General features: G+C 68.2%; 21 protein-coding genes and 1 pseudogene. 11 read left to right on the top strand and 11 right to left on the bottom strand.

Features of this window, described 5'->3' with window-relative positions; genetic code table 11:
- Positions 1–240: 240 nt before the first annotated feature.
- The 9 genes from F1D05_RS27500 to F1D05_RS27465 form a co-directional block, all read right to left on the bottom strand.
- A complete protein-coding gene (locus F1D05_RS27500) occupies positions 241–1,338 on the bottom strand; it encodes a mannose-1-phosphate guanylyltransferase (protein ID WP_185443362.1) in 1,098 nt (365 codons plus the stop codon).
- Between the two features lie 115 nt (positions 1,339–1,453).
- On the bottom strand, positions 1,454–1,858 hold the full coding sequence (locus F1D05_RS42230) for a hypothetical protein (protein ID WP_281388763.1): 405 nt from the start codon (positions 1,856–1,858) through the stop codon (positions 1,454–1,456).
- Positions 1,821–2,588 carry an NAD(+)/NADH kinase gene (locus tag F1D05_RS42225; RefSeq protein ID WP_281388762.1) on the bottom strand — a complete coding sequence of 256 codons (768 nt, stop codon included), beginning with the start codon at positions 2,586–2,588 and terminating at the stop codon, positions 1,821–1,823. The genes F1D05_RS42230 and F1D05_RS42225 overlap by 38 nt, the downstream gene beginning before the upstream one ends.
- Before the next feature lie 172 nt (positions 2,589–2,760).
- Positions 2,761–3,828, bottom strand: a complete 1,068-nt coding sequence (locus F1D05_RS27490) for a hemolysin family protein (RefSeq protein ID WP_185443361.1) — start codon at positions 3,826–3,828, stop codon at positions 2,761–2,763.
- On the bottom strand, positions 3,825–5,162 hold the full coding sequence (locus F1D05_RS27485) for a hemolysin family protein (protein WP_185443360.1): 1,338 nt from the start codon (positions 5,160–5,162) through the stop codon (positions 3,825–3,827). The genes F1D05_RS27490 and F1D05_RS27485 overlap by 4 nt, the downstream gene beginning before the upstream one ends.
- 66 nt (positions 5,163–5,228) lie before the next feature.
- A complete protein-coding gene (locus tag F1D05_RS27480; protein WP_185443359.1) occupies positions 5,229–5,738 on the bottom strand; it encodes a M1 family aminopeptidase in 510 nt (169 codons plus the stop codon).
- Entirely contained in the window at positions 5,663–6,034 is a 372-nt protein-coding gene (locus F1D05_RS27475; RefSeq protein ID WP_185443358.1) for a hypothetical protein, read from the bottom strand. Before F1D05_RS27475 ends, F1D05_RS27480 begins: the two co-directional genes overlap by 76 nt.
- 42 nt (positions 6,035–6,076) lie before the next feature.
- Positions 6,077–6,997, bottom strand: a complete 921-nt coding sequence (locus F1D05_RS27470; RefSeq protein WP_185443357.1) for an SDR family NAD(P)-dependent oxidoreductase — start codon at positions 6,995–6,997, stop codon at positions 6,077–6,079.
- Positions 6,994–7,854, bottom strand: a complete 861-nt coding sequence (locus tag F1D05_RS27465; RefSeq protein WP_185443356.1) for an SDR family NAD(P)-dependent oxidoreductase — start codon at positions 7,852–7,854, stop codon at positions 6,994–6,996. The genes F1D05_RS27470 and F1D05_RS27465 overlap by 4 nt, the downstream gene beginning before the upstream one ends.
- Before the next feature lie 71 nt (positions 7,855–7,925).
- On the opposite strand from F1D05_RS27465, the gene F1D05_RS27460 reads away from it, so the two are divergent.
- Positions 7,926–8,837, top strand: a complete 912-nt coding sequence (locus tag F1D05_RS27460; RefSeq protein WP_185443355.1) for a LysR family transcriptional regulator — start codon at positions 7,926–7,928, stop codon at positions 8,835–8,837.
- A 162-nt stretch (positions 8,838–8,999) separates the two neighbouring features.
- Here F1D05_RS27460 and tatA read toward each other — a convergent pair whose 3' ends face one another.
- Positions 9,000–9,164, bottom strand: a complete 165-nt coding sequence (gene tatA / locus F1D05_RS27455; protein ID WP_185443354.1) for a twin-arginine translocase TatA/TatE family subunit — start codon at positions 9,162–9,164, stop codon at positions 9,000–9,002.
- 89 nt (positions 9,165–9,253) lie between these two features.
- Here tatA and F1D05_RS27450 point away from each other — a divergent pair, with 89 nt between their 5' ends.
- The 4 genes and pseudogenes from F1D05_RS27450 to F1D05_RS40985 all read left to right on the top strand — a co-directional run bounded on the left by F1D05_RS27450 (position 9,254) and on the right by F1D05_RS40985 (position 12,196).
- On the top strand, positions 9,254–9,937 hold the full coding sequence (locus F1D05_RS27450; protein ID WP_185443353.1) for a TIGR03089 family protein: 684 nt from the start codon (positions 9,254–9,256) through the stop codon (positions 9,935–9,937).
- Positions 9,937–10,095, top strand: a pseudogene (locus tag F1D05_RS42220) (SDR family NAD(P)-dependent oxidoreductase); the annotation flags it as partial. The gene F1D05_RS27450 and the pseudogene F1D05_RS42220, both read left to right, overlap by 1 nt.
- 82 nt (positions 10,096–10,177) lie before the next feature.
- A complete protein-coding gene (locus tag F1D05_RS42215) occupies positions 10,178–10,717 on the top strand; it encodes an SDR family NAD(P)-dependent oxidoreductase (protein ID WP_343066651.1) in 540 nt (179 codons plus the stop codon).
- 252 nt (positions 10,718–10,969) lie between these two features.
- Positions 10,970–12,196 (top strand): RpiB/LacA/LacB family sugar-phosphate isomerase, encoded by a 1,227-nt coding sequence (locus F1D05_RS40985; protein ID WP_246486010.1) that lies wholly within the window; start codon positions 10,970–10,972, stop codon positions 12,194–12,196.
- Between the two features lie 53 nt (positions 12,197–12,249).
- Here F1D05_RS40985 and galE read toward each other — a convergent pair whose 3' ends face one another.
- Positions 12,250–13,203: a UDP-glucose 4-epimerase GalE gene (galE, locus tag F1D05_RS27430; protein WP_185443352.1), complete on the bottom strand. Its 954-nt coding sequence runs from the start codon at positions 13,201–13,203 to the stop codon at positions 12,250–12,252.
- Positions 13,204–13,258: 55 nt separating this feature from the next.
- Between galE and F1D05_RS27425 the strand changes: the two genes are divergently transcribed.
- The 6 genes from F1D05_RS27425 (at position 13,259) to F1D05_RS27400 (ending at position 18,661) form a co-directional block, all read left to right on the top strand.
- The gene (locus F1D05_RS27425) at positions 13,259–13,996 is read left to right on the top strand and encodes a sugar phosphate nucleotidyltransferase (RefSeq protein WP_185443351.1); all 738 of its coding nucleotides are present in this window, start codon (positions 13,259–13,261) and stop codon (positions 13,994–13,996) included.
- Complete coding sequence (locus F1D05_RS27420; RefSeq protein WP_185443350.1) at positions 13,984–15,096, top strand: iron-containing alcohol dehydrogenase family protein; 1,113 nt, start codon at positions 13,984–13,986, stop codon at positions 15,094–15,096. The genes F1D05_RS27425 and F1D05_RS27420 overlap by 13 nt, the downstream gene beginning before the upstream one ends.
- A 141-nt stretch (positions 15,097–15,237) precedes the next feature.
- Positions 15,238–15,732 carry a beta-class carbonic anhydrase gene (locus F1D05_RS27415; RefSeq protein ID WP_185443349.1) on the top strand — a complete coding sequence of 165 codons (495 nt, stop codon included), beginning with the start codon at positions 15,238–15,240 and terminating at the stop codon, positions 15,730–15,732.
- 63 nt (positions 15,733–15,795) lie between these two features.
- Complete coding sequence (locus F1D05_RS27410) at positions 15,796–16,503, top strand: tyrosine-protein phosphatase (protein ID WP_246486009.1); 708 nt, start codon at positions 15,796–15,798, stop codon at positions 16,501–16,503.
- Positions 16,504–16,662: 159 nt separating this feature from the next.
- A complete protein-coding gene (locus F1D05_RS27405; protein ID WP_185443348.1) occupies positions 16,663–17,553 on the top strand; it encodes an ABC transporter permease in 891 nt (296 codons plus the stop codon).
- A complete protein-coding gene (locus F1D05_RS27400; RefSeq protein WP_246486008.1) occupies positions 17,546–18,661 on the top strand; it encodes an ABC transporter ATP-binding protein in 1,116 nt (371 codons plus the stop codon). Before F1D05_RS27405 ends, F1D05_RS27400 begins: the two co-directional genes overlap by 8 nt.
- Positions 18,662–18,666: the final 5 nt, after the last annotated feature.

The following is an 18,666-nucleotide window of genomic DNA, read 5'->3' as shown; positions in this document are numbered from 1 at the left end:
TGCCCACGGACAGACCGCTTACGGTCCAAGTTGTACACGGGACAACACCAGCCTCACGCCGGCCAAGGAGGACAACCACGTCGACTGGGACAATCGCCGGGCGGCCAGCATGGATGACATCGCGCCCTCGCGCCGTGCCGTTACCCGAATTGCATCAAGTTGCAGAAACGGCCCGTACTCTCCTCGCAACCCCGAGTGGGACGGAGGCCTGCCGCGCGCGGACCTCGGTCGGAGTACGGGTTAGATGTAGCGGGTGGCGTGGTCGGACTGGACCTGGGCTACCAGGTCTTTGACTCGTTCGCCGTCGGCCAGTGGGCAGACCAGGGTTACGTCGTGGGTGTGGACGATGATGTGGCCGGTCAGGCCGACTGCCGCGATCAGGTGGTCGGGGTCGTCGGTGACGATCACGTTGTCGTGGGAGTCGAGCAGGCAGCTGACTGCGGTGCCGTCGTGACGGTTGCCCTCGGCATCGACCTCGTAGGTGCCGGCCAGCGCGGCCCAGGAGCCGACGTCCAGCCAGTGCACCGGCATCGGGATGACGACGACGTCCGCGTCGACCTTGCCCTGCGAGGCCGGCTCCATCACGGCGAAGTCGACGCTGATCTTGCGCAGCCCCGGGTAGATCGCGCCCAGCTCGGCATCGCGCACAGGGGTGTCCCAGACCGCCGCGACCTGACGCAACTGCGCGGCCGACTCCGGCAGCAGCGCGTCGAGCACGCTCAGCACGGTCTCGGCGCGCCAGACGAACATGCCGGAGTTCCACCAGAACCGCCCGGTCGCCAGGTACTCCTCGGCCGTCGCGCGATCCGGCTTCTCCCGGAACCGGTCCACGACGTACGCCGAAGTGCCGTCGATGGCGTCACCACGTTCGACGTACCCGAGGCCGGTATGCGGATGGGTCGGCTCGATCCCGAAGGTGACCAGCGACCGCGGCCGCTGCTCGACCAGCTCGAACCCGCTCTCGATCGCGGCCCGGAACTCCGCCTCGGGCGTGATCAAGTGGTCCGACCCGACGATCGCCAGCACCGCGTCGGGATCGTTGCGGGCCACGACGGCCGAGGCCAGGCCGACCGCGTTCGCCGTGTCCCGGCCGACCGGTTCGCCGATGATGTTGTGCTCACCGAGCTCGGGCAACTCCTCGCGGACCAGGTCCGTGTGGGCAGCCACCGTGCAGACGTAGACGTTCGCCGGGTCGACCAGCCCTTGCAGCCGGTTGTACGCCACCCGCAGCAGCGAGTTCCCCGCCGCCAGCGGCAGCACCTGCTTGGGCTTGTCGGCCCGGGACAACGGCCACAGCCGCGTCCCCGAACCGCCGGCCAGAATCACCACGTTTCGCATGAGGACGAACCTTACCGGGCGAACCCAGTCACCGATCGCCGGAACCGACCAGTGTTGAGCTGGTATCAACGCCGAGCCCGCGCCCGAAGTACGGGCTGAGGCTGTTGGGCAGCGGTTACCCGGCCGGCGGCGTATGCGTACTGGGGCCGGAGCTGACCGGGCAGGGGGCCGAACGGGCGGCGGTGTCGGCTTCGGTGGCGGGCTGCGGGATGCGGAGGTGACCGAGGTCGGCGGGTACGGGACCTTCCGGGACCCAGAAGCGTTCGGACTCGCCGTCGATACCGGTCGCCGGGGCGTCGGTCAGGCGGAAGCGGTCGCGCAGCCGCCCGTAGAAGTCGGTGGGACGGAGCCGGACCAGCCGCAGCCGCCGTACTGAGCCGTAGACCCCGATCCAGTCACCCGGGTCCAGAATCCCGCGCAGCTGGCCGTCGATGCTGACCGCCGCCTGCCCGGAATGCGGCAGCACCCGCAGCCCCAGCGGCTCATCCGGTGCCGCCACGACAGACCGGTTGAACGTCATGTGAGGCGCAACGGGGGTGAAAACGACCGCCTCCAAGCTCGGCGAGAGCACCGGGCCCGCCTGCCGCGAAGCTGTACGCCGTACTGCCGGTCGGCGTCGCCACGATCAAAGCGTCCGCCGAGTACGACGCCAACAGACGCCCGGCGAGGTAGACGCCCACGCTCACCTGGTGGTCACGGGCCAGCTTCTCCACCACCACGTCGTTCAGGGCGGTCACGTCCAGCGCCACACCCCACCCGTCTCCCTCGACGGTTTCCGGCCGTACTGAGGGCGGTGGGAGCGCAGGGCCGTGTCCGTATCGCAGCAATGCGTCTATACCGGTCGGGATCTCCAGCGGGCGTGACGATCGCATGGTGAGCGTCATCCGCTCCTCGATCGTCGCGCTGCCGTGGTGGACCGCTTCCAACGCCTCCTCGACGTCGCTGCAAGCCACCTCGGTCAGGAAGCCCACCTTGCCGAGGTCGACGCCCAGCACCGAGGCGTCGTTCTTCGCAGCGATCCGGGCGCCGCGCAGGAACGTGCCGTCGCCACCGAGCGTGACGACGAGATCAGGACTGCCCGCGTGATGCAGCTCGTCCATCCCACCGCGGCGGTGTTCGTGCTGCTTCCAGACATCGATATCGGTACAGCCGATGTCATGCCGCCGGCACCACTCCCGAACCACCTCGGCAGCCTGAACAGCGAGCGGACGACCCTGATGAACAACGAGCCCGAGACGTCTGACAGCCACAGTTGAACTCCTCCGACGAATTGCGACAACCGTAGTCCGTAGGTCCAGCCACCCCGTTCGCTCGTCCACAGGTGCAGGACCCCCTGCCCCCTCGAGCTCACAGCCCGAGCCCGAGCCCCCTTACGTCCGAACAGCAGAGGGTCCTGCCCCACGGCTCTTCGGACGCAAGGACTCAGGAGGCGGCCGGCGGGTGGAGGGCGGCGTTGATGATCGGGTCGGTCTCGTCGTCGAACTCGCCGATGACCTCTTCCAGCAGGTCTTCGAGCGCAACCACGCCGACCGGCTCCGAGCCCTGCTGGACGACGGCCAGCTGGGAGCGTTCGTCACGCATGATCCGGATCGCGGCGGCGACCGGAGTGGCAGCCGGCAAGCGCAGCGGCTCGGTCATCAGGTCCGCGGCCCGCAACGTGTGACCGCCGCCCGTCGTCGCACGAGCCGCGTCGCGAACGTGGACGATCCCGCAGATCGTGATCCCGGAACACACCGCGAGCCGCGAACGCCCTTCCCGCCGGCTCACCAACTCCACCTCACGTGCGAGCGCTGTCGACTGCACTGTCGACAGCTGGGAAGTCGGCGTCATCACCTGTTCGACCGTGGTGTTCTGCAGCGCGAGCATCGCCGTGAGTAGATCGTGCTCGGGCGCAGCCAGCGTGCCGTGTTCGGCCGACGACTCGATCAGCAACCGCAGCTCGTCCGGACCGTGAGCGTTCGCGAGCTCGTTCTGCGGCGTCACTTTCAACAACCGCAGGCACGCATTCGCCAGTGTGTTCAGTACGACGAGCAGCGGTCGGAAGACGTACGTGAACCCGCGGAACGGCAATGCCAGCAGCAACGCCGACCGCTCGGGATCGCTGATCGCCCACGACTTCGGCGCCATCTCGCCCAGCAACACGTGCAGCAGGCCGATCCCAGCGACCGCGATGATCAGCGCGATCACCTCGCCGACGCCTTCCGGTACGTGGATCAGGTGGAACAACGGATGCAGCAGATGCGCGACCGCCGGCTCGGACAACGAGCCGAGACCCAAGGTGCACAAGGTGATCCCGAGCTGAGCACCCGCGAGCATCAGCGACAACTCGCTGACTCCCGCGATCGCGGCCCGGGCAGACCGGCTGCCTTCGGCCGCGAACTGCTCGAGCCGATGCCGCTTGGACGCGACCAGCGCGAATTCGGCTGCCACGAAAAATCCGTTACAGATCAGGAGGAGCAGCGAGATCAGCAGCGCAACGGTCGTGCTCATGTCAGCTTCTCCAGAATGACCAGCCCCGGCACGTGCCGCAGTACGGTCTGCACTGTGAGCTTGCCGTGCTCACGCGGCGCCGCCCGACCATCGTGGTCGAACCGTTGCGGCAACTCCACGAACGCCTCGTCCCCGACCACCGGGATCCGCCCGAGCCGGGCCATCACCAGTCCGGAAACGGTGTCGTAGTCGTCATCGGTCGGAAGCGCGATCCCGGTCGACTCCTCCACCTGGTCGAGCCGCCAGCGGCCGGGCACAATCCACGTCCCGTCGGCGTTCGCGAGCAACCCGGCCTCGGGCAGGTCGTCCTCGTCGCGGATCTCGCCGACCAGTTCCTCGGCGATGTCCTCCAGCGACACGACCCCGGCGAAGCCGCCGAACTCGTCCACGACGATCGCGAGCTGGCGGTGCGTAGTACGGAGTTGTTCCAGGACGCCGGGCATCGAGAGGGTGAACGGTACGACGACCGGCGGCGCCGCGATCGACCCGATCGTGACGTGCGAACGGTCAGCCGGCTCCACCTCGACGACATCGCCGATCGCGATCACGCCGACCACCTCGTCGACCGACGCGGCGATCACCGGGAACCGGCTGTGGCCGGAGTCGAGCAGCTCGACCACCCGGGTCAACGGGTCGTCCTGGTGCACGGTGATCACGTCGACCCGCGGGATCATCACCTCGCCGGCGATCCGGCCGCGGAAGTCGAGGCCGCGATCGAGCAGCCGCGTGGTGTCCTGGTCGAGCAGGCCTTGTTCGTACGAATCGGCGATGATCCGGTCGAGCTCCTGCGCGGTGGCACCCTGCGGCAGCTCCTCGACCGGCTCGATCCCGACCCGGCGCAGGATCCGGTTCGACGCACTGTCGAAGAGGTGGATCAGCGGGCCGGCCACGGTCAGGTAGATCAGGGTGGACCGGGACAGCCGCAGCGCCAGCGCCTCGGCCCGGGCGATCGCCAGGTTCTTCGGCGCCAGCTCGCCCAGCACCATCTGGATGATCGTTGCCAGCAGCAACGCGACGATCACGGAGAGGGTCAGAGACATGCTCTCGGGCACGCCGGCCGAGCCGAGCAGGTTCTCCAGGCCTTTGCCCAGGTACGGCTGGGCGACGTACCCGGCGAGCAGGGCGGTCACGGTGATCCCGACCTGCGCGCCCGACAGCACGAACGAGAGCCGCGAGGTGACCTTCAGAGCCCGTACTGCGGCGGCGTCACCCGCCTCGGCACGGCTCTGCAGCCGGTTCCGGTCGACGGCGACGTAGGAGAATTCCTGGGCCACGAAGTACCCGGTGGCGACGGTCAACGCCAGGATGAGCGCCAGACCGACCACGATCAACATGCGCCGACCTTACGAGAGCTCCAGGATCCGCGGGATCGCGGGGTCCGTGACATCAAGCCGTGAGTACTACGCCGGGCCCGCCTTCCAGTCCGGGTGCTTGGGCATGGCCGGCAAACGCGTCGAGTACAGCCAGCTGCTCAGGAATGGCTTCAGGTCACGGTGAGCGACCTGGGAGGCGAGGGCGATGAAGTCCTCCGTACTGGCGGTGCTGTTGTTGTGGCGCCGGACCCAGGCACGCTCGATGGCGTTGAAGGTCTTGTCGCCGATCAGCTGCTGGAGCGCGAACAGCGTCAGCGCGCCACCCTGGTAGGCCGCCGAGCTGTACGGGCGCAGCGGCCCCTTGTCGCCGGGCCAGGTGGCCGGATCCGGAGCCGCGATCGGGCCGTTCGCGAGGAGTTTGTTCCCCAGCTCCTCATAGCTGTGTCGCATCGACTCGGTCTGCGTCGAGAGGTGCTTCGCCTCGATCCACTGGTCCTCGTAGAAGACGGCATGGCCTTCGTTCAGCCAGAGATCGGCCCAGCGCTCAGGCGAGACCGAGTTGCCGAACCACTCGTGTGAGACCTCATGTAGGACCACACCGGGAACCTGCCGAGGCGCTGCTCCAGGAACCTGACCGACTGGTCGAACGACTTCAGTTGCGGCTCGATCGCGGCCAGCTGCGCCGTCGGTACGGCGTACCGGAGGTCCATGCCGTGCGGGCCCTTGCGGTGCAGCACGGTGAACGGGCCGACGCCGATCTGCATCAACTCGGTAGCCAGCTTGCGGTCCTCGCGGAACACCCGGGTGGTGCTCGAGCCGGTCCGGAGCGTGCTGACCAGGCGGCCGTGCGCGATCGAGTTCAGCTTCGAGGGCTCAGTTGCCGCCCTCCCCACATCGCCCTCAGGTTGGCCTTCCCCTCAACCCGTGGTTGTACGTCAGCCTTCCGCGAGTAGACCTTCCGACACCGTCCACAGCCGCTCGGCGTTGTCCCGATCGAGCGCATACCGCGCCACGCCGGACAGGGTGCCGCTGCGCCGATCGAGCACCTCGGCCTCGTTGCAGTCGGCGCAGTACCGACCGCCGATCCCTTCCAGTGCGGGGGAAACCGCGAGCAACACGGAAGTCGCGGCCCCCTGCTCGACGGTCTTGATCAGCTCGGGCGGCGTCTTCCCGCTGCCGCGGCCCTCGGTGTGCCGCTGCAGGTTGGTGTAGATCGCGCCGGGCATCAGGGCGTTCGCGGTGATCCCGTCCGCGGCCCAGCGGCGACTCGCTTCCACGGCGAACAACACGTTCGCGGTCTTCGACTGACCGTAGGCCAGCCACCGGTCGTACGGACGGAACGCGAAGTTCAGATCGTCGAACACCACCGGCGAGAGCTGATGCCCCGACGAACTGACAACGACGACCCTGGCATTGCCTGCAGCAACCAATGCATCATGCAGACCGGTCGCGAGCGCGAAGTGTCCGAGATGGTTGGTCGCGAACTGCAGCTCCCAGCCCTGCTCGGTGTACTCCTCCGGGCTCGCCATCACTCCCGCGTTGTTCACCAAGATGTCCAGCGCCCCTTGCCAGCCGGCCGCGAAGCCCCGGACCGACGCCAGGTCGGTCAGGTCGAGCTCCGCCACAAACACCTTCTCGTTGCCCGTGGTCGCGGCGATGTCCTTCGCTGTCCTTTCGCCCGCACTCACATCCCGTACGGCGAGGGTCACCTCGGCCCCGGCCGATGCCAGGGCACGCGCTGTCTCCACCCCGATCCCCGAAGCCCCACCAGTAACCACAGCCCGCCGCCCGCCAAGCTCCACCCCGCGGACGACGTCAGCGGCAGTACTGCTGAACCCAAAGGCCGTCTCGATCATGCCAAGGCCTTCTCCTCACTCGACTGATTGCCTCGCCACGGGAGGACCGCGCCGTCGCGGACCAGTTCGCCGTACGTCGCGGGGTCGACCCGGTCGGCGAGGACGAGATCGAGGATCGGTACCGCGGCCTGCTCGGGTGTCCTCGCCTGGCTGAAGTCGTCGAACCACGGGCGCGACGCACGGGTGTCGACGAGGCCGGGGCAGACCGATGCGATCAACGTGTTCTGCGGCAGATCCGCCTCACGACGCCGCGCCGCCACCGCGCGGACCGCCGCGACCTGACCGACCTTCGACGGCGTGTTGACCCACTCCGGCCAGCCTTCGTCCGCGGCCGTGCCGGCGTGGATCGCCAGCCGCCATTCCTCGACGGTCTGCTCGATCTGCTCGAAGGACGGCCCGTCGAACAACGGGTGCAACTTCGGGTCCAACTGGTCCAAGGTGCCGAGCGAGCTCGCGACCACGATCAACCGCCCGCCTGGCCGGAGTACGGGACCGAAGGAACGCAGTACGGACTGCGTGCCGCCGTTCGCGACGGCGATGAACTGGTCGGCCTGTTCGGCCTGCGACCGGTCCGGACTGAGCGGGGCGACGGCATTGGAGATGACGATGTCGACACCCCCGTACTGCGCTTGCAGGTCGGCCGCCAATTCCGCGACCGCGGCGGCGTCGCTGACGTCGAGCACTCGCCCTTCGACCTGCGCGACCCCCTTCACGCGGTCCGCCGCCTCGGCCACCCGGGCGGAATTTCTGCTGGTCAGAAGGATCAGATCCTCGGGGTTCATCCGGGCGGCGAGACCTTCGACGAGGGCGAAGCCGATGCCCTGGTTCGCGCCGGTGACTACTGCGATGCGTCTCATGCGGTCCACCCTAGGAACGGCTGGGCCATGATTCCAACGAGACTTCGGCACAGGTAGCATGCGTAAAAATCATGGACTTCACCAATGTCTCCCTGGTCGCGCTGCGAGTGTTCCGCGAGGTCGCCGAGCGTGGCACGTTCACGGCCGCGGCCACCGCCCTCGGCTACACCCAGTCGGCGGTCTCCCGGCAGATCGCCTCGATCGAACGGGCCGCCCAGGCCCCCTTGTTGGAACGCCGCCGCGAGGGCGTCCGGCTGACACCGGCCGGTCAGGTCGTACTACGGAACGCGGCGCGCATCCTCGACCAACTCGATACGACCGCGCGCGAACTAGCCGGGCTGCCCGCGGACGGTGGCACGGTCCGCCTCGGCTGGTTCCCCAGCGCGGGTGCAGTCCTGGTGCCCAAGGCAATCGCTGCCCTACGGCGAAGTCATCCGGCGATCACGGTGACGACGCGGGAGGGATCGACACCAGCGTTGGTGCGCGCTCTACGGGCCGGCAGCGTGGACCTAGCCCTTCTCGCCTCGGCTCCGCCGTTCCGCCCGCCGGATGCCGAGTCGCCCGCACTCGACGTCCAGGTCCTGATCGAGCGAGCCCTGTGCCTAGCCGTACCAGCCGGCCATCCGCTCGCGGCCGGCGACTCGATCGCCTTCGCCGACCTACGCGGCCAACGCTGGATCGCAGGCCCCGCCTCCGGCGAAGACAAACTGATGGGCGTCTGGCCGGGCCTGGACGAGCGCCCCGAGATCGCCCACACCGCCCGCGACTGGCTGGCCAAACTCCACCTGGTCGCCGCCGGCGCCGGCATCACCACAGTCAGCCCCTCCCTCGAAGCCGCCGCCCCTCCCGGCGTCCGAATCCTCCCCGTCCACGGCGGCCCCCAAGAACTCCGCCGAATAGCCCTCGCCCACCTCCCCGGCCCCCTCCCCCCACCCACAACCCATCTCGCAGACGCACTCCGCGCCACGGTTACCACCGGCTGACGTCGAGGTGCCCCGCCCTCGCCGGTGCCCTCGCAGGAGTTGCCCATCGCGCTCTGCTGCAGCGCGATCCGTCATACAGGCGGACTGTCCTGCTTCGGCTTCGCCGCCTCGTCATCGGCTGCGACTTCCGCAGTACCGGCTGTGTCAGCGGTCGCGGTCTTCTCAGCCGGGTCGTCGGTCTTGCTGGTGATCTTTTTTGAATTCGACCATTGCTTTCGCCGCGTTGCGGGTCAGGTCGGGCAGCTTGTTCGCGCCGAAGACCAGCACCACGATCACCAGGATGACAATCCACTCGCCGCCTTCGGGCAGCGCCAGCAGAGCAGGCATGACAGTCCCCCTTTCTCGAACCCCAGTCCAAGGTACGCCGGGGCTGAACCCCGCGCCCGCCCGACCAGGCAGGACATAGGGTTGCGACCATGGCCGGAACGCTTCCCGAACTTTTCAGCGCCGCGGTCCGCCGCGACGGCGCCAGTCCATTCCTCACGTACTACGACGACGTGTCCGGCGAGCGGATCGAGTTGAGCGCCGTCACCACCGCGAACTGGGTGGCGAAAACGGCGAACCTGCTGGTCGACGAGTACGACCTGGAATCCGGCGAGACCGTCGCGATCGGGCTGCCACCGCACTGGCTCGGCGTCGTCTGGGCGCTGTCCACCTGGTCGGCGGGCGCGAGCCTGACCACCGGTGCCGGCGATCTCGCGATTGTCGGGCCCGACTTCGGCACCCGCGGCGGCCGGGAGACGATCGCCTCGGCGCTGCTTCCGCTCGGCGGCCGGTTTCGTGAGCCGATTCCGGCGGGCGTGCACGACTATGGCGCCGAGGTCTACAACCATCCCGACGTCTTCGTCCCCTTCGACGCGCCCGCGGCCGACTCCCCGGCGTACGGCGAAAGCACGCACGCGGACCTGATCGCCGCCGCGAAGCCGATCGCCGAGCGGGTCCTGACCACGACCAGCCTGGTGACGCCGGACGGCGTCGGCACCCTGGTCGGAGTGATCGCGGGCGGCGGCTCGATCGTGCTCTGCCGCAACCTGGACGAAGCGAAGCTGGACCGGCGAATCGCCGACGAGAAGGTCGACCGAGTGTTGGAGGAGAACTGATGCAGCGGTTCGAGGGGCGGGTCGCGCTGGTTACGGCCGGGGCGCAGGGAATCGGATCGGCGGTCGCGCGCAGGATCGCGGCCGAAGGTGGTTCGGTGATCATCACCGACCTGCAGGAGGACAAGATCGCCGAGGTCGCGGCCGAGATCGGCGAGCGCGCCCTCGCAGTACGAGTCGACGTCACCTCGCGGGCCGACATCGACGCGGCGGTCGCGGGCCGGCGTCGAACGGTTCGGCCGGCTGGACCTGCTGGTCAACAATGCCGGCGCCTGCATCGTCACCTCAGTCCCCGAGGACACCACCATCGAGGACTGGCACCGCCAACTCGACCTCACCCTGGTCAGCGCCGCCCAGTGCATCCAGGCCGCGATCCCGGAGCTGCTGAAGACGCGCGGCAACGTCGTCACGATCAGCTCGGTGAACGGCCTCGCGGCCTTCGGGAACATCGAGTACTCCGCGGCGAAGGCCGGCCAGATCGCGATGACGCAGAACTTCGCCGCCCGCTACGGCACCAGCGGCGTCCGCTTCAACGTCGTCGCCCCCGGCACCATCCGTACGCCGAACTGGGACAGCCAACCCGGCACCTTGGACAGCCTCGCCAAGATGTACCCCCTCGGCCGAGTAGGCGAGCCAGAAGACATCGCCGCCGCCGTAGCCTTCCTCGGCTCCGAAGACGCAGCCTGGATCACCGGCCACACCCTCCCCGTAGAAGGCGGCGTCCTCACCGGCCCGGTCATGCTCGACCTGACCCCGACAGGCCCGTTCCGCAAAGATCAGTAGCCCTCCCGACCCACCCACTCGCCTAGATCCCGCCGCGACCGGGCCCGGTAGCGGCTTGTTCGACCATTGGCGCGTTCTTCGTCCGCTGGCGGGCTATTTCCGCGCCACCCAACGAATAACCTGTCAGCCGGCCTGGCAGGGCGGTGTTGCCCGCCCGGTGCAGCTGATCAAGTCCCCACGACGGCTTCCTGATCGAGCTGGACCAGGTCGGCACCCTGATCACGGACACGCTCAGCGCGTAATCTCCAACGGGTGGAAACCCAACGCCGCTGGAAGGTCGCCTTCGCGGCCGATGACGAGAACGAATGCGTCCGAGCCGTGCTCGATCACCTGCGCTCCGAGCACGAGGTGGTCGTCACCGACCCGACCAGATGGCCGAGTATGTCGCGAGCCGTGGCCGAGCAGGTGGTCAACGGTGACGCCGACTTCGGCGTACTGATGTGCTGGACCGGCACCGGCACGGCAATCGCCGCCAACAAGGTCCCCGGAGCCCGCGCGGCCACGGTCGCTGACGCCTGGACCGCCGAGAACGCCCGCCGCTGGAACGACGCGAATATCGTTGCCCTCAGCCTCAAACGGCTGTCTCCCGACGTCGCGGTCGAGTGCGTGCGCGCCTTCCTAGCCGTCGCCGAGGCCGACCCGGAGGAACTCCCGAACATCCACGCCATCGAGCCCACCACCGGCGAGGCAGCCCAGGCCGCGGCGTCGGCGGCGGACACCGCGGCCGAGATGGCTGCCAACTACGACGAATTGCCGTTGTGGTCGGCGCCTTTCGGGCAGTTGATCCTTGAGCACGTGCCGCTTCGGCGAGGTCAGACGATCGTCGACATCGGCGCCGGGACCGGTTTCCTCACCGTCGAACTGGCTCAGCGCAGCGGCGCCGCCCGGGTGATCGCGGTCGACCCTTGGGCCGAGGCCATCGCCGTACTGCGCCGCAAGGTCGACTACCTGAAGCTCGGCAACGTGGAGCTCGTAGTTGCCGACGCCGCCGCCCTCGACCTGCCGGACGGGTCGGTCGATCTCGTCGTCTCCAACCTCGGCATCAACAACTTCGACAACGCCGCCACGGTTCTCGCCGAGTGCCATCGCGTACTCCGGCCAGGTGGTCGCCTGCTGCTCAGCACCAATCTGGTCGGTCACATGGCCGAGTTCTACGCCGTACTCCGCGAGGTGCTCGGCGACAACGTGGAAGCACTGGACCGGCGCATCGCGCATCGAGCCACGATCGACGGCACCATCGAGGGACTGGAGCAGGCAGGCTTCAGCGCGAGCGTCGCGGCCACCAGCGAGTTCCGGATGCGGTTCGCCGACGGCACTGCGTTGCTGAACCACTACTTCATCCGGCTCGGCTTCCTCGACGGCTGGCTGGCGATCGCCGGCCAGGAAGCCCTCGACGCCGTCGAGCACGAACTCAACCAGCGCGGCGAAGTCTCACTCACCGTCCCAGCCGCCTGCTTCGAGGCCACGAAGCCGTCCTGAAACCGCGAAGGCACCCGCAGCACAAGCCGTGCTGGCGCCCGCAGTACGGGCTGCTAGCCCTTCGGCCAGGCTTCCCAAGCCGATGCGAACATCTCGTCGACGGTGTGGGTGTTCTTCCACTCCAGGTCGCGGGCGGCCAGTTCGCCGGACGCGACCACGCGGGACGGGTCGCCCGGGCGGCGCGGGCCCTCGGTCGGGGTGAAGTCGATGCCGGTGACCCGTCGGGCCGCATCCATAATCTCGCGGACCGACGTACCGGTGCCGCTGCCCAGGTTGTAGACCGGCTCGAGAGTCTTGCCCGAGTCCAGCGCCCGCGCCGCGGCCACGTGCGCCCGGGCCAGGTCGGCCACGTGCACGTAATCCTTGATCGAGGTGCCGTCCGGCGTCGGGTGGTCGGTGCCGTAGATCTGCGGGATCTTGCCCTGGGTCAGCAGGTTGCAGACGATCGGGAACAAGTTGTACGGGCTCGCGTCGTAGACCTTCGGGTCGCCGGAGCCGACCACGTTGAAGTACCGCAGCGCGGTGTAGTTCAGCGGGACGGCCTTGGCCTGGTCCGCGAGGAGCCACTCGCCGACCTGCTTCGTCTCGCCGTACGGGCTCTGCGGGTCCGGCGCCGTCTGCTCGGTGACGACCTCGTCCTTCGGAGTGCCGTAGACGCCCGCGCTGGAGGAGAACACGATGTTCGCAACCCCTGCGGCCGCCATCTCGTTCAGCAGCGAGACCATCGCCGAGATGTTCTGGGTGTAGGTGTGCATCGGCTTCTCGACCGAGACCCCGGCGTACTTGTAGCCCGCCAGGTGCACCACGCCGCTGACGCCTTCGAGCGCCTTGCGGGTCGCCGCGGAGTCGAGCAGGTTCGCCTCGACGAACGGGACACCCTCCACCAGGAACTCGGGTTTCCCGCTGGACAGGTCGTCGATCACGACGACGTCGATCCCGTCCGCGGCGAACGCGCGCACCACGTGCGATCCGATGTACCCGGCACCACCAGTCACGAGCCATGTCATGCCCGGCATCCTCTCATCCACGGTCAACAGAGGCGCTGGGCAGTAGCATCCTCGAATGATCGGACTCGTTCTTGCCGCCGGAGCCGGGCGCCGCCTGCGCCCCTACACCGACACCCTGCCCAAGGCACTGGTGCCCATCGACGCGGAGACGAGCGTGCTCGACCTGACGCTGGCCAACTTCGCCGAGGTCGGGCTGACCGACGTCGCGATCGTCGTCGGGTACGCCGCGCAGGCGATCGCCGACCGGCAGAAGGAGATGGAGAGCCGGTACGGCGTGACGCTGGAGCTGGTCTACAACGACAAGGCCGAGGAGTGGAACAACGCCTACTCGCTGTGGTGTGCCCGTGACCTGTTCAACCAGGGCATGGTGCTCGCGAACGGCGATACCGTCCACCCGGTCTCGGTCGAGCACACGTTGCTCGGGGCACGCGGCGGCGACCAGCGGATCATCCTCGCCCTCGACACCGTGAAGTCACTCGCGGACGAGGAGATGAAGGTGATCTGGTCGCAGGAGAAGGGCGTCGAGCGGATCACGAAGCTGATGGAGCCGGCCGATGCGACCGGTGAGTACATCGGCCTCACCCTGATCGAGCCGTCCGCCGCCGAGGATCTGGCCGACGCGCTGAAGACCACCTGGGAGCGCGACCCCAACCTGTACTACGAGGACGGCTACCAGGAGATGGCCAATCGCGGCCAACGGGTCGATGTCGCCCCGATCGGCACCGTCGAGTGGGTCGAGATCGACAACCACGACGACCTGGCCCGGGCGCGGGAGATCGTATGCCCCTCCTAGCCCGGATGATCACCGCGCCGCTGGTCGTCGACGTACGCCGCGGTGCTCTCGCCGAGCTGGGCACGATCCTGGCCGACCGGCGGATCTCGACCTCCGGGCGGGTCGCGATCGCGGTCGGTTCGACGTACGGGCCGACCGTGCAGAAGGCGTTCGAGGGCGGCCTGGCCGGCGCCGACTGGTACTCCGTCGAGGGTGGCACGATCAACGCCGCTGTCCGGCTGGTCGAGCAGGTGCGGACGAAGCGGTACGACGCGATCGTGGGCGTCGGCGGCGGGACCGTGCTGGACGTGACCAAGTTCGCGGCCGCGCGGCTCGGGCTGCCGATGGTCGCGGTGGCCACCAACCTGGCGCACGACGGCATCGCCTCGCCGATCAGCACCCTGGACAACGACGCCGGCCGCGGCTCGTACGGCGTACCGGCGCCGCTCGCTGTCCTCGTCGACCTCGACCTGATCGACCAGGCGCCGGAACGGTCGATCCGATCCGGGATCGGCGAGATCCTGTCGAACCTGTCCGCGATCGCCGACTGGGAGGCCGCCAATCGCCAGCACGGTGAGGAGATCGACGGGCTCGCGGTGTCGCTGGCCCGGACCGCCGCGCAGGCTGTGCTGAACCACCCGGGCACGGTGGCGGACGACGACTTCCTGGTCACGCTGGCCGAGGGTTTGGTGCTGTCCGGGATCTCGATGGTGGTCGCCGGTACGTCGCGGCCGTCGTCGGGAGCGTGCCACGAGATCTCGCACTCGATCGACCTGCTGCATCCGCAACGGCGTGGGTATCACGGCGAGCAGGTCGGGCTCGGGGCTGCGTTCGCGTGGTTCCTGCGCGGGGATCTGGATCGCTTCCACGCGACCGTCGACTGTCTGCAGAGGCATGCGCTGCCGGTCCGGCCGTCGGACCTCGGGTTCACGCTCGAGGAGTTCAACGGAATCGTCGAGTACGCCCCGCAGACCCGCCCCGGGCGGATCACGATCCTGGAGGAGTCCGGCCTGACTCCGTCCCGGATCTCGGAGCAGGTCGCGGCGTTCAACGACCACGTCCAGGCCCGGATCAGCTCCTCGGACGGCGCGGTGACGCCGGAGGGCGTCGTACTGGACTGAGGACGTCGCACGCGGCTGGATCGGCACGCTCTGCGATCACGTGTTGCCGGAAGTGTCCACCTGATGGGATCTGTTCCGGTGGGGGCGGGAAAAAGTTAGCTTTGTCTATCGACTTAGCCGACTTGCCCGAGAGGACCCACCATGAGCGTGACCGACGAGCTGCTCGCCAACGCCGAGCAATATGCGGCGACCTTTGACAAAGGTGACCTGCCGCTGCCTCCCGGCAAGCACGTCGCGATCGTCGCCTGCATGGACGCGCGCCTCAATCCGTACGGCCTGCTGGGGCTGTCAGAGGGCGACGCGCACGTGATCCGCAACGCCGGTGGCGTGATCACGGCCGACGAGCGGCGCAGTCTGGCGATCAGCCAGCGCCTGCTCGGCACCAAGGAGATCATCCTGATCCACCACACCGACTGCGGCATGCTGACCTTCACCGACGACAGCTTCAAGGCGAGCATCCAGGAGGAGACCGGGCAGAAGCCGGACTGGTCGGCCGAGGCCTTCAGTGACCTCGACGAGGACGTCCGCCAGTCCCTGCAGCGGATCGCCGCCGACCCGTTCATCCCCGTCAAGGACTCGGTCCGCGGCTTCGTCTACGAGGTCGAGACCGGCCGCCTCCGCGAGGTCAAGAACTAGGCGCACCGCGAAGTCCGGGCCGGGTGGGCGAAGATCGGAGTACGACGATCTTCTGGAGGATCCGTGAGCCGTCACCTGCACTGGCCGGACTGCCGCAACGTGCGTGACCTGGGCGGCCTGCCGACCTCTGACGGCGGCAGGATCCGCCCGGGCGCGCTGATCCGTGCCGACGGCCTGCAATACCTGTCCCAGGCGGGCGTCGACGCCGTACGCCGGGCCGACGTGAGCCGGGTGCTGGATCTGCGGTCGCCGGCGGAGATCGACGCGGCCCCGACACCGTTCACCGACGACGCCCTCGGGTATCGGGTGGCGGTTCAGGATCCGGCTGTTCCCAGGTCTGGCATGGACACCATCGTCAAGGTCTGCATCGACATGCTCGACCTGCGACCCGATCGGTTCGCCGAAGCGGTGCTGGCGATCGCCGAGGCCCCGCCCGGCGCGGTCGTCGTGCATTGCCATGGCGGCAAGGACCGGACCGGGATGGTCGTCGCGCTCGCTCTCTCGGTGGCCGGCGTACCCGTGGACGAGATCATCGCGGACTACTTCCTCACCAGGCAACGGTTTGCGACCGCGATGGCGGCGCAGCTCGCGGCCGAGCCGGACGAGTCGCTGCACGCGGAGATGATCGAGTTCCGCGACACCCGGGCCGAGTCGATCATCGCGATCCTGGCGCACCTCGACACGGCGTATGGAGGGCCGGAGGCCTATCTGCGGCATGGCGGGCTGACGACGGCCCACCTCGGCGTACTGCGCTCTCGATTGGTCGCCTGACACCGTTGTCCGAGCCGCCCCCGAAGGGCCTCGAACAGGCCGCCATCGCTGTGTCACCGTGTGAATCCGATGACCCAGTGTGCCCGCCACGACGCGCCTGAGACGGTTCAGAGGGCTCCGATGTCATATTCGCGTCCCGAGCCCAGTAGATTGGCCCGCATGTCAACCGCCGCTGAGTCGGCCAAGACCGCAGAACTTGCGGCGATGGCTGAGCGTTATGGGTTGTCCAGGAGCTCGGCACGACCGACGCTCCGGACCTACCTCCGTGAACTGTGGGGCCGTCGTCAGTTCATCGTGAGCTACGCCCGGGCCAGGACCTATGCGGTCTATGCCGGGGCCCGGCTCGGATCGATCTGGCAGGTCCTCACCCCGCTACTCAACGCCGGGGTGTACTACCTCGCGTTCGGCGTACTGCTCGGGACCAAGAACGGCATCCCGAACTATGCGTCTTTCCTGATCTGCGGCATGTTCGTGTTCAGCTACACGCAGCGGTCGATGACCGAGGGATCGCGGGCGATCTCGGCGAACATGTCGCTGATCCGCACCCTGCACTTCCCGCGCGCGACGCTGCCACTCGCGTACGTGGTGAACGAGCTGAACCAGATGTTCCTCTCGATGGGCATCCTGTTCCTGATGGTCGGTTTCACCACCGGACCCAACTGGCACTGGCTGCTGCTGATCCCCGCGCTGTTCCTGCAGACCCTGTTCAACATCGGCGCCACCCTGGTCTTCTCCCGGCTCGGCGCCTTCCTGACCGACATCAGCCAGCTGCTGCCGTTCATCACCCGCACCTGGCTGTACGCGTCCGGCATCTTCTTCTCCATCCCGGCCAAGCTCGAGGGCCTGAACGCCCCCGGCTGGGTGATCCAGGTGCTGTCGCTGAACCCGATCTCGGCGTACATCGACATCGCTCGCCGCGCGGTGCTGGAAGAGCACGTGAAGAACCAGCTCCCGCACGCGTGGGAGATCTCGATCATCTGGGCCGGCATCTCGCTGGTCGGCGGATTCATCTACTTCTGGCGTGCGGAGGACAGGTATGGCCGTGGCTGAGACGACAGCTCCGAAGGCGGCGGCATGGGCCGCGGCGTCGGATGCTGTCCCGACGGTGATCGCCGACAACGTCAACATCATCTACAAGGTCACCGCCGGCTCGGGTGGCAAGGGCACGGCCGCGAGCGCGTTCCGGCGGATCCTCAAGCGCCAGGACCGGCCCACGATCCGTGAGGTGCACGCGGTCAAGAACGTCAGCTTCACGGCGTACAAGGGCGACGCGATCGGTCTGATCGGCCGCAACGGCTCCGGCAAGTCGACGCTGCTGCGCGCCATCGCCGGTCTGCTGCCGCCCGCGTCGGGCGCCATCTACACCGGCGGCCAGCCGTCGCTGCTCGGCGTCAACGCGGCGATGATGAACGACCTGACCGGCGACCGCAACGTGGTCCTGGGCTGCCTGGCGATGGGGATGTCGCTGGCCGAGATCGAGGAACGCTACGGCGACATCGTCGAGTTCTCCGGGATCGGTGACTTCATCGACCTGCCGATGTCGACTTACTCCTCCGGCATGTCGGCGCGGCTCAAGTTCGCGATCGCCTCGGCCAAGACCCACGACATCCTGCTCGTCGACGAGGCCCCTGGCCACCGGCGACGCCGAGTTCCGGATCCGCTCCGAGAAGAAGATCAAGGAACTCCGCACCTCGGCCGGCTGCGTCTTCCTGGTCAGCCACAGCCTCGACGTCGTCCTGGACACCTGCAACCGCGCCATCTGGCTCGACAAGGGTGTTCTTCGCATGGACGGCGACGTCAAGGAAGTAGTCGAGGCCTACAACCTGGAAGCCACCGGCAAACGCTGAGCCCGCCTCAAGCCGCCCAGCCCCCCGGACTGGGCGGCTTTCGCTTGTCCATGGTCGGTAATGGACGACTCCTCGCGCCTGCTGGTCGAGGTAGAAGCGACGGTGCGCTGACAGAGCTGCGTGTTGCGGATCGCCAGGCCATCAATGGGCCGCAATCTCGGGGCGGCGACCCCGGTGGTGAGCGCGGCGGGGGGCGGCGACCCGCAGTACTGATGGCCTGGAAGTCCGCCTCCCCTGAGTCTTCCACCAGGCGCTGGACGAGGGCAAGGTGGTCAGGAATCGAGAAGCACCAGGTGATGCTGCGCGCCTAGCGTTG

Source organism: Kribbella qitaiheensis (genome assembly GCF_014217565.1).
GTDB lineage: Bacteria > Actinomycetota > Actinomycetes > Propionibacteriales > Kribbellaceae > Kribbella > Kribbella qitaiheensis_A.
The sequence above is the reverse complement of the archived record's forward strand: the minus strand, read 5'-3'. Positions and strand labels throughout refer to the sequence as shown.

Bases quoted from the DNA above. Each gene is read 5' to 3' on its own strand.
- F1D05_RS27500 (WP_185443362.1), bottom strand. From the start codon at position 1,338: ATGCGAAACGTGGTGATTCTGGCCGGCGGTTCGGGGACGCGGCTGTGG.
- F1D05_RS42230 (WP_281388763.1), bottom strand. From the start codon at position 1,858: ATGACGTTCAACCGGTCTGTCGTGGCGGCACCGGATGAGCCGCTGGGG.
- F1D05_RS27490 (WP_185443361.1), bottom strand. From the start codon at position 3,828: ATGAGCACGACCGTTGCGCTGCTGATCTCGCTGCTCCTCCTGATCTGT.
- F1D05_RS27485 (WP_185443360.1), bottom strand. From the start codon at position 5,162: ATGTTGATCGTGGTCGGTCTGGCGCTCATCCTGGCGTTGACCGTCGCC.
- F1D05_RS27470 (WP_185443357.1), bottom strand. From the start codon at position 6,997: ATGATCGAGACGGCCTTTGGGTTCAGCAGTACTGCCGCTGACGTCGTC.
- F1D05_RS27465 (WP_185443356.1), bottom strand. From the start codon at position 7,854: ATGAGACGCATCGCAGTAGTCACCGGCGCGAACCAGGGCATCGGCTTC.
- F1D05_RS27460 (WP_185443355.1), top strand. From the start codon at position 7,926: ATGGACTTCACCAATGTCTCCCTGGTCGCGCTGCGAGTGTTCCGCGAG.
- tatA (WP_185443354.1), bottom strand. From the start codon at position 9,164: ATGCCTGCTCTGCTGGCGCTGCCCGAAGGCGGCGAGTGGATTGTCATC.
- F1D05_RS27450 (WP_185443353.1), top strand. From the start codon at position 9,254: ATGGCCGGAACGCTTCCCGAACTTTTCAGCGCCGCGGTCCGCCGCGAC.
- galE (WP_185443352.1), bottom strand. From the start codon at position 13,203: ATGACATGGCTCGTGACTGGTGGTGCCGGGTACATCGGATCGCACGTG.
- F1D05_RS27425 (WP_185443351.1), top strand. From the start codon at position 13,259: ATGATCGGACTCGTTCTTGCCGCCGGAGCCGGGCGCCGCCTGCGCCCC.
- F1D05_RS27420 (WP_185443350.1), top strand. From the start codon at position 13,984: ATGCCCCTCCTAGCCCGGATGATCACCGCGCCGCTGGTCGTCGACGTA.
- F1D05_RS27415 (WP_185443349.1), top strand. From the start codon at position 15,238: ATGAGCGTGACCGACGAGCTGCTCGCCAACGCCGAGCAATATGCGGCG.
- F1D05_RS27405 (WP_185443348.1), top strand. From the start codon at position 16,663: ATGTCAACCGCCGCTGAGTCGGCCAAGACCGCAGAACTTGCGGCGATG.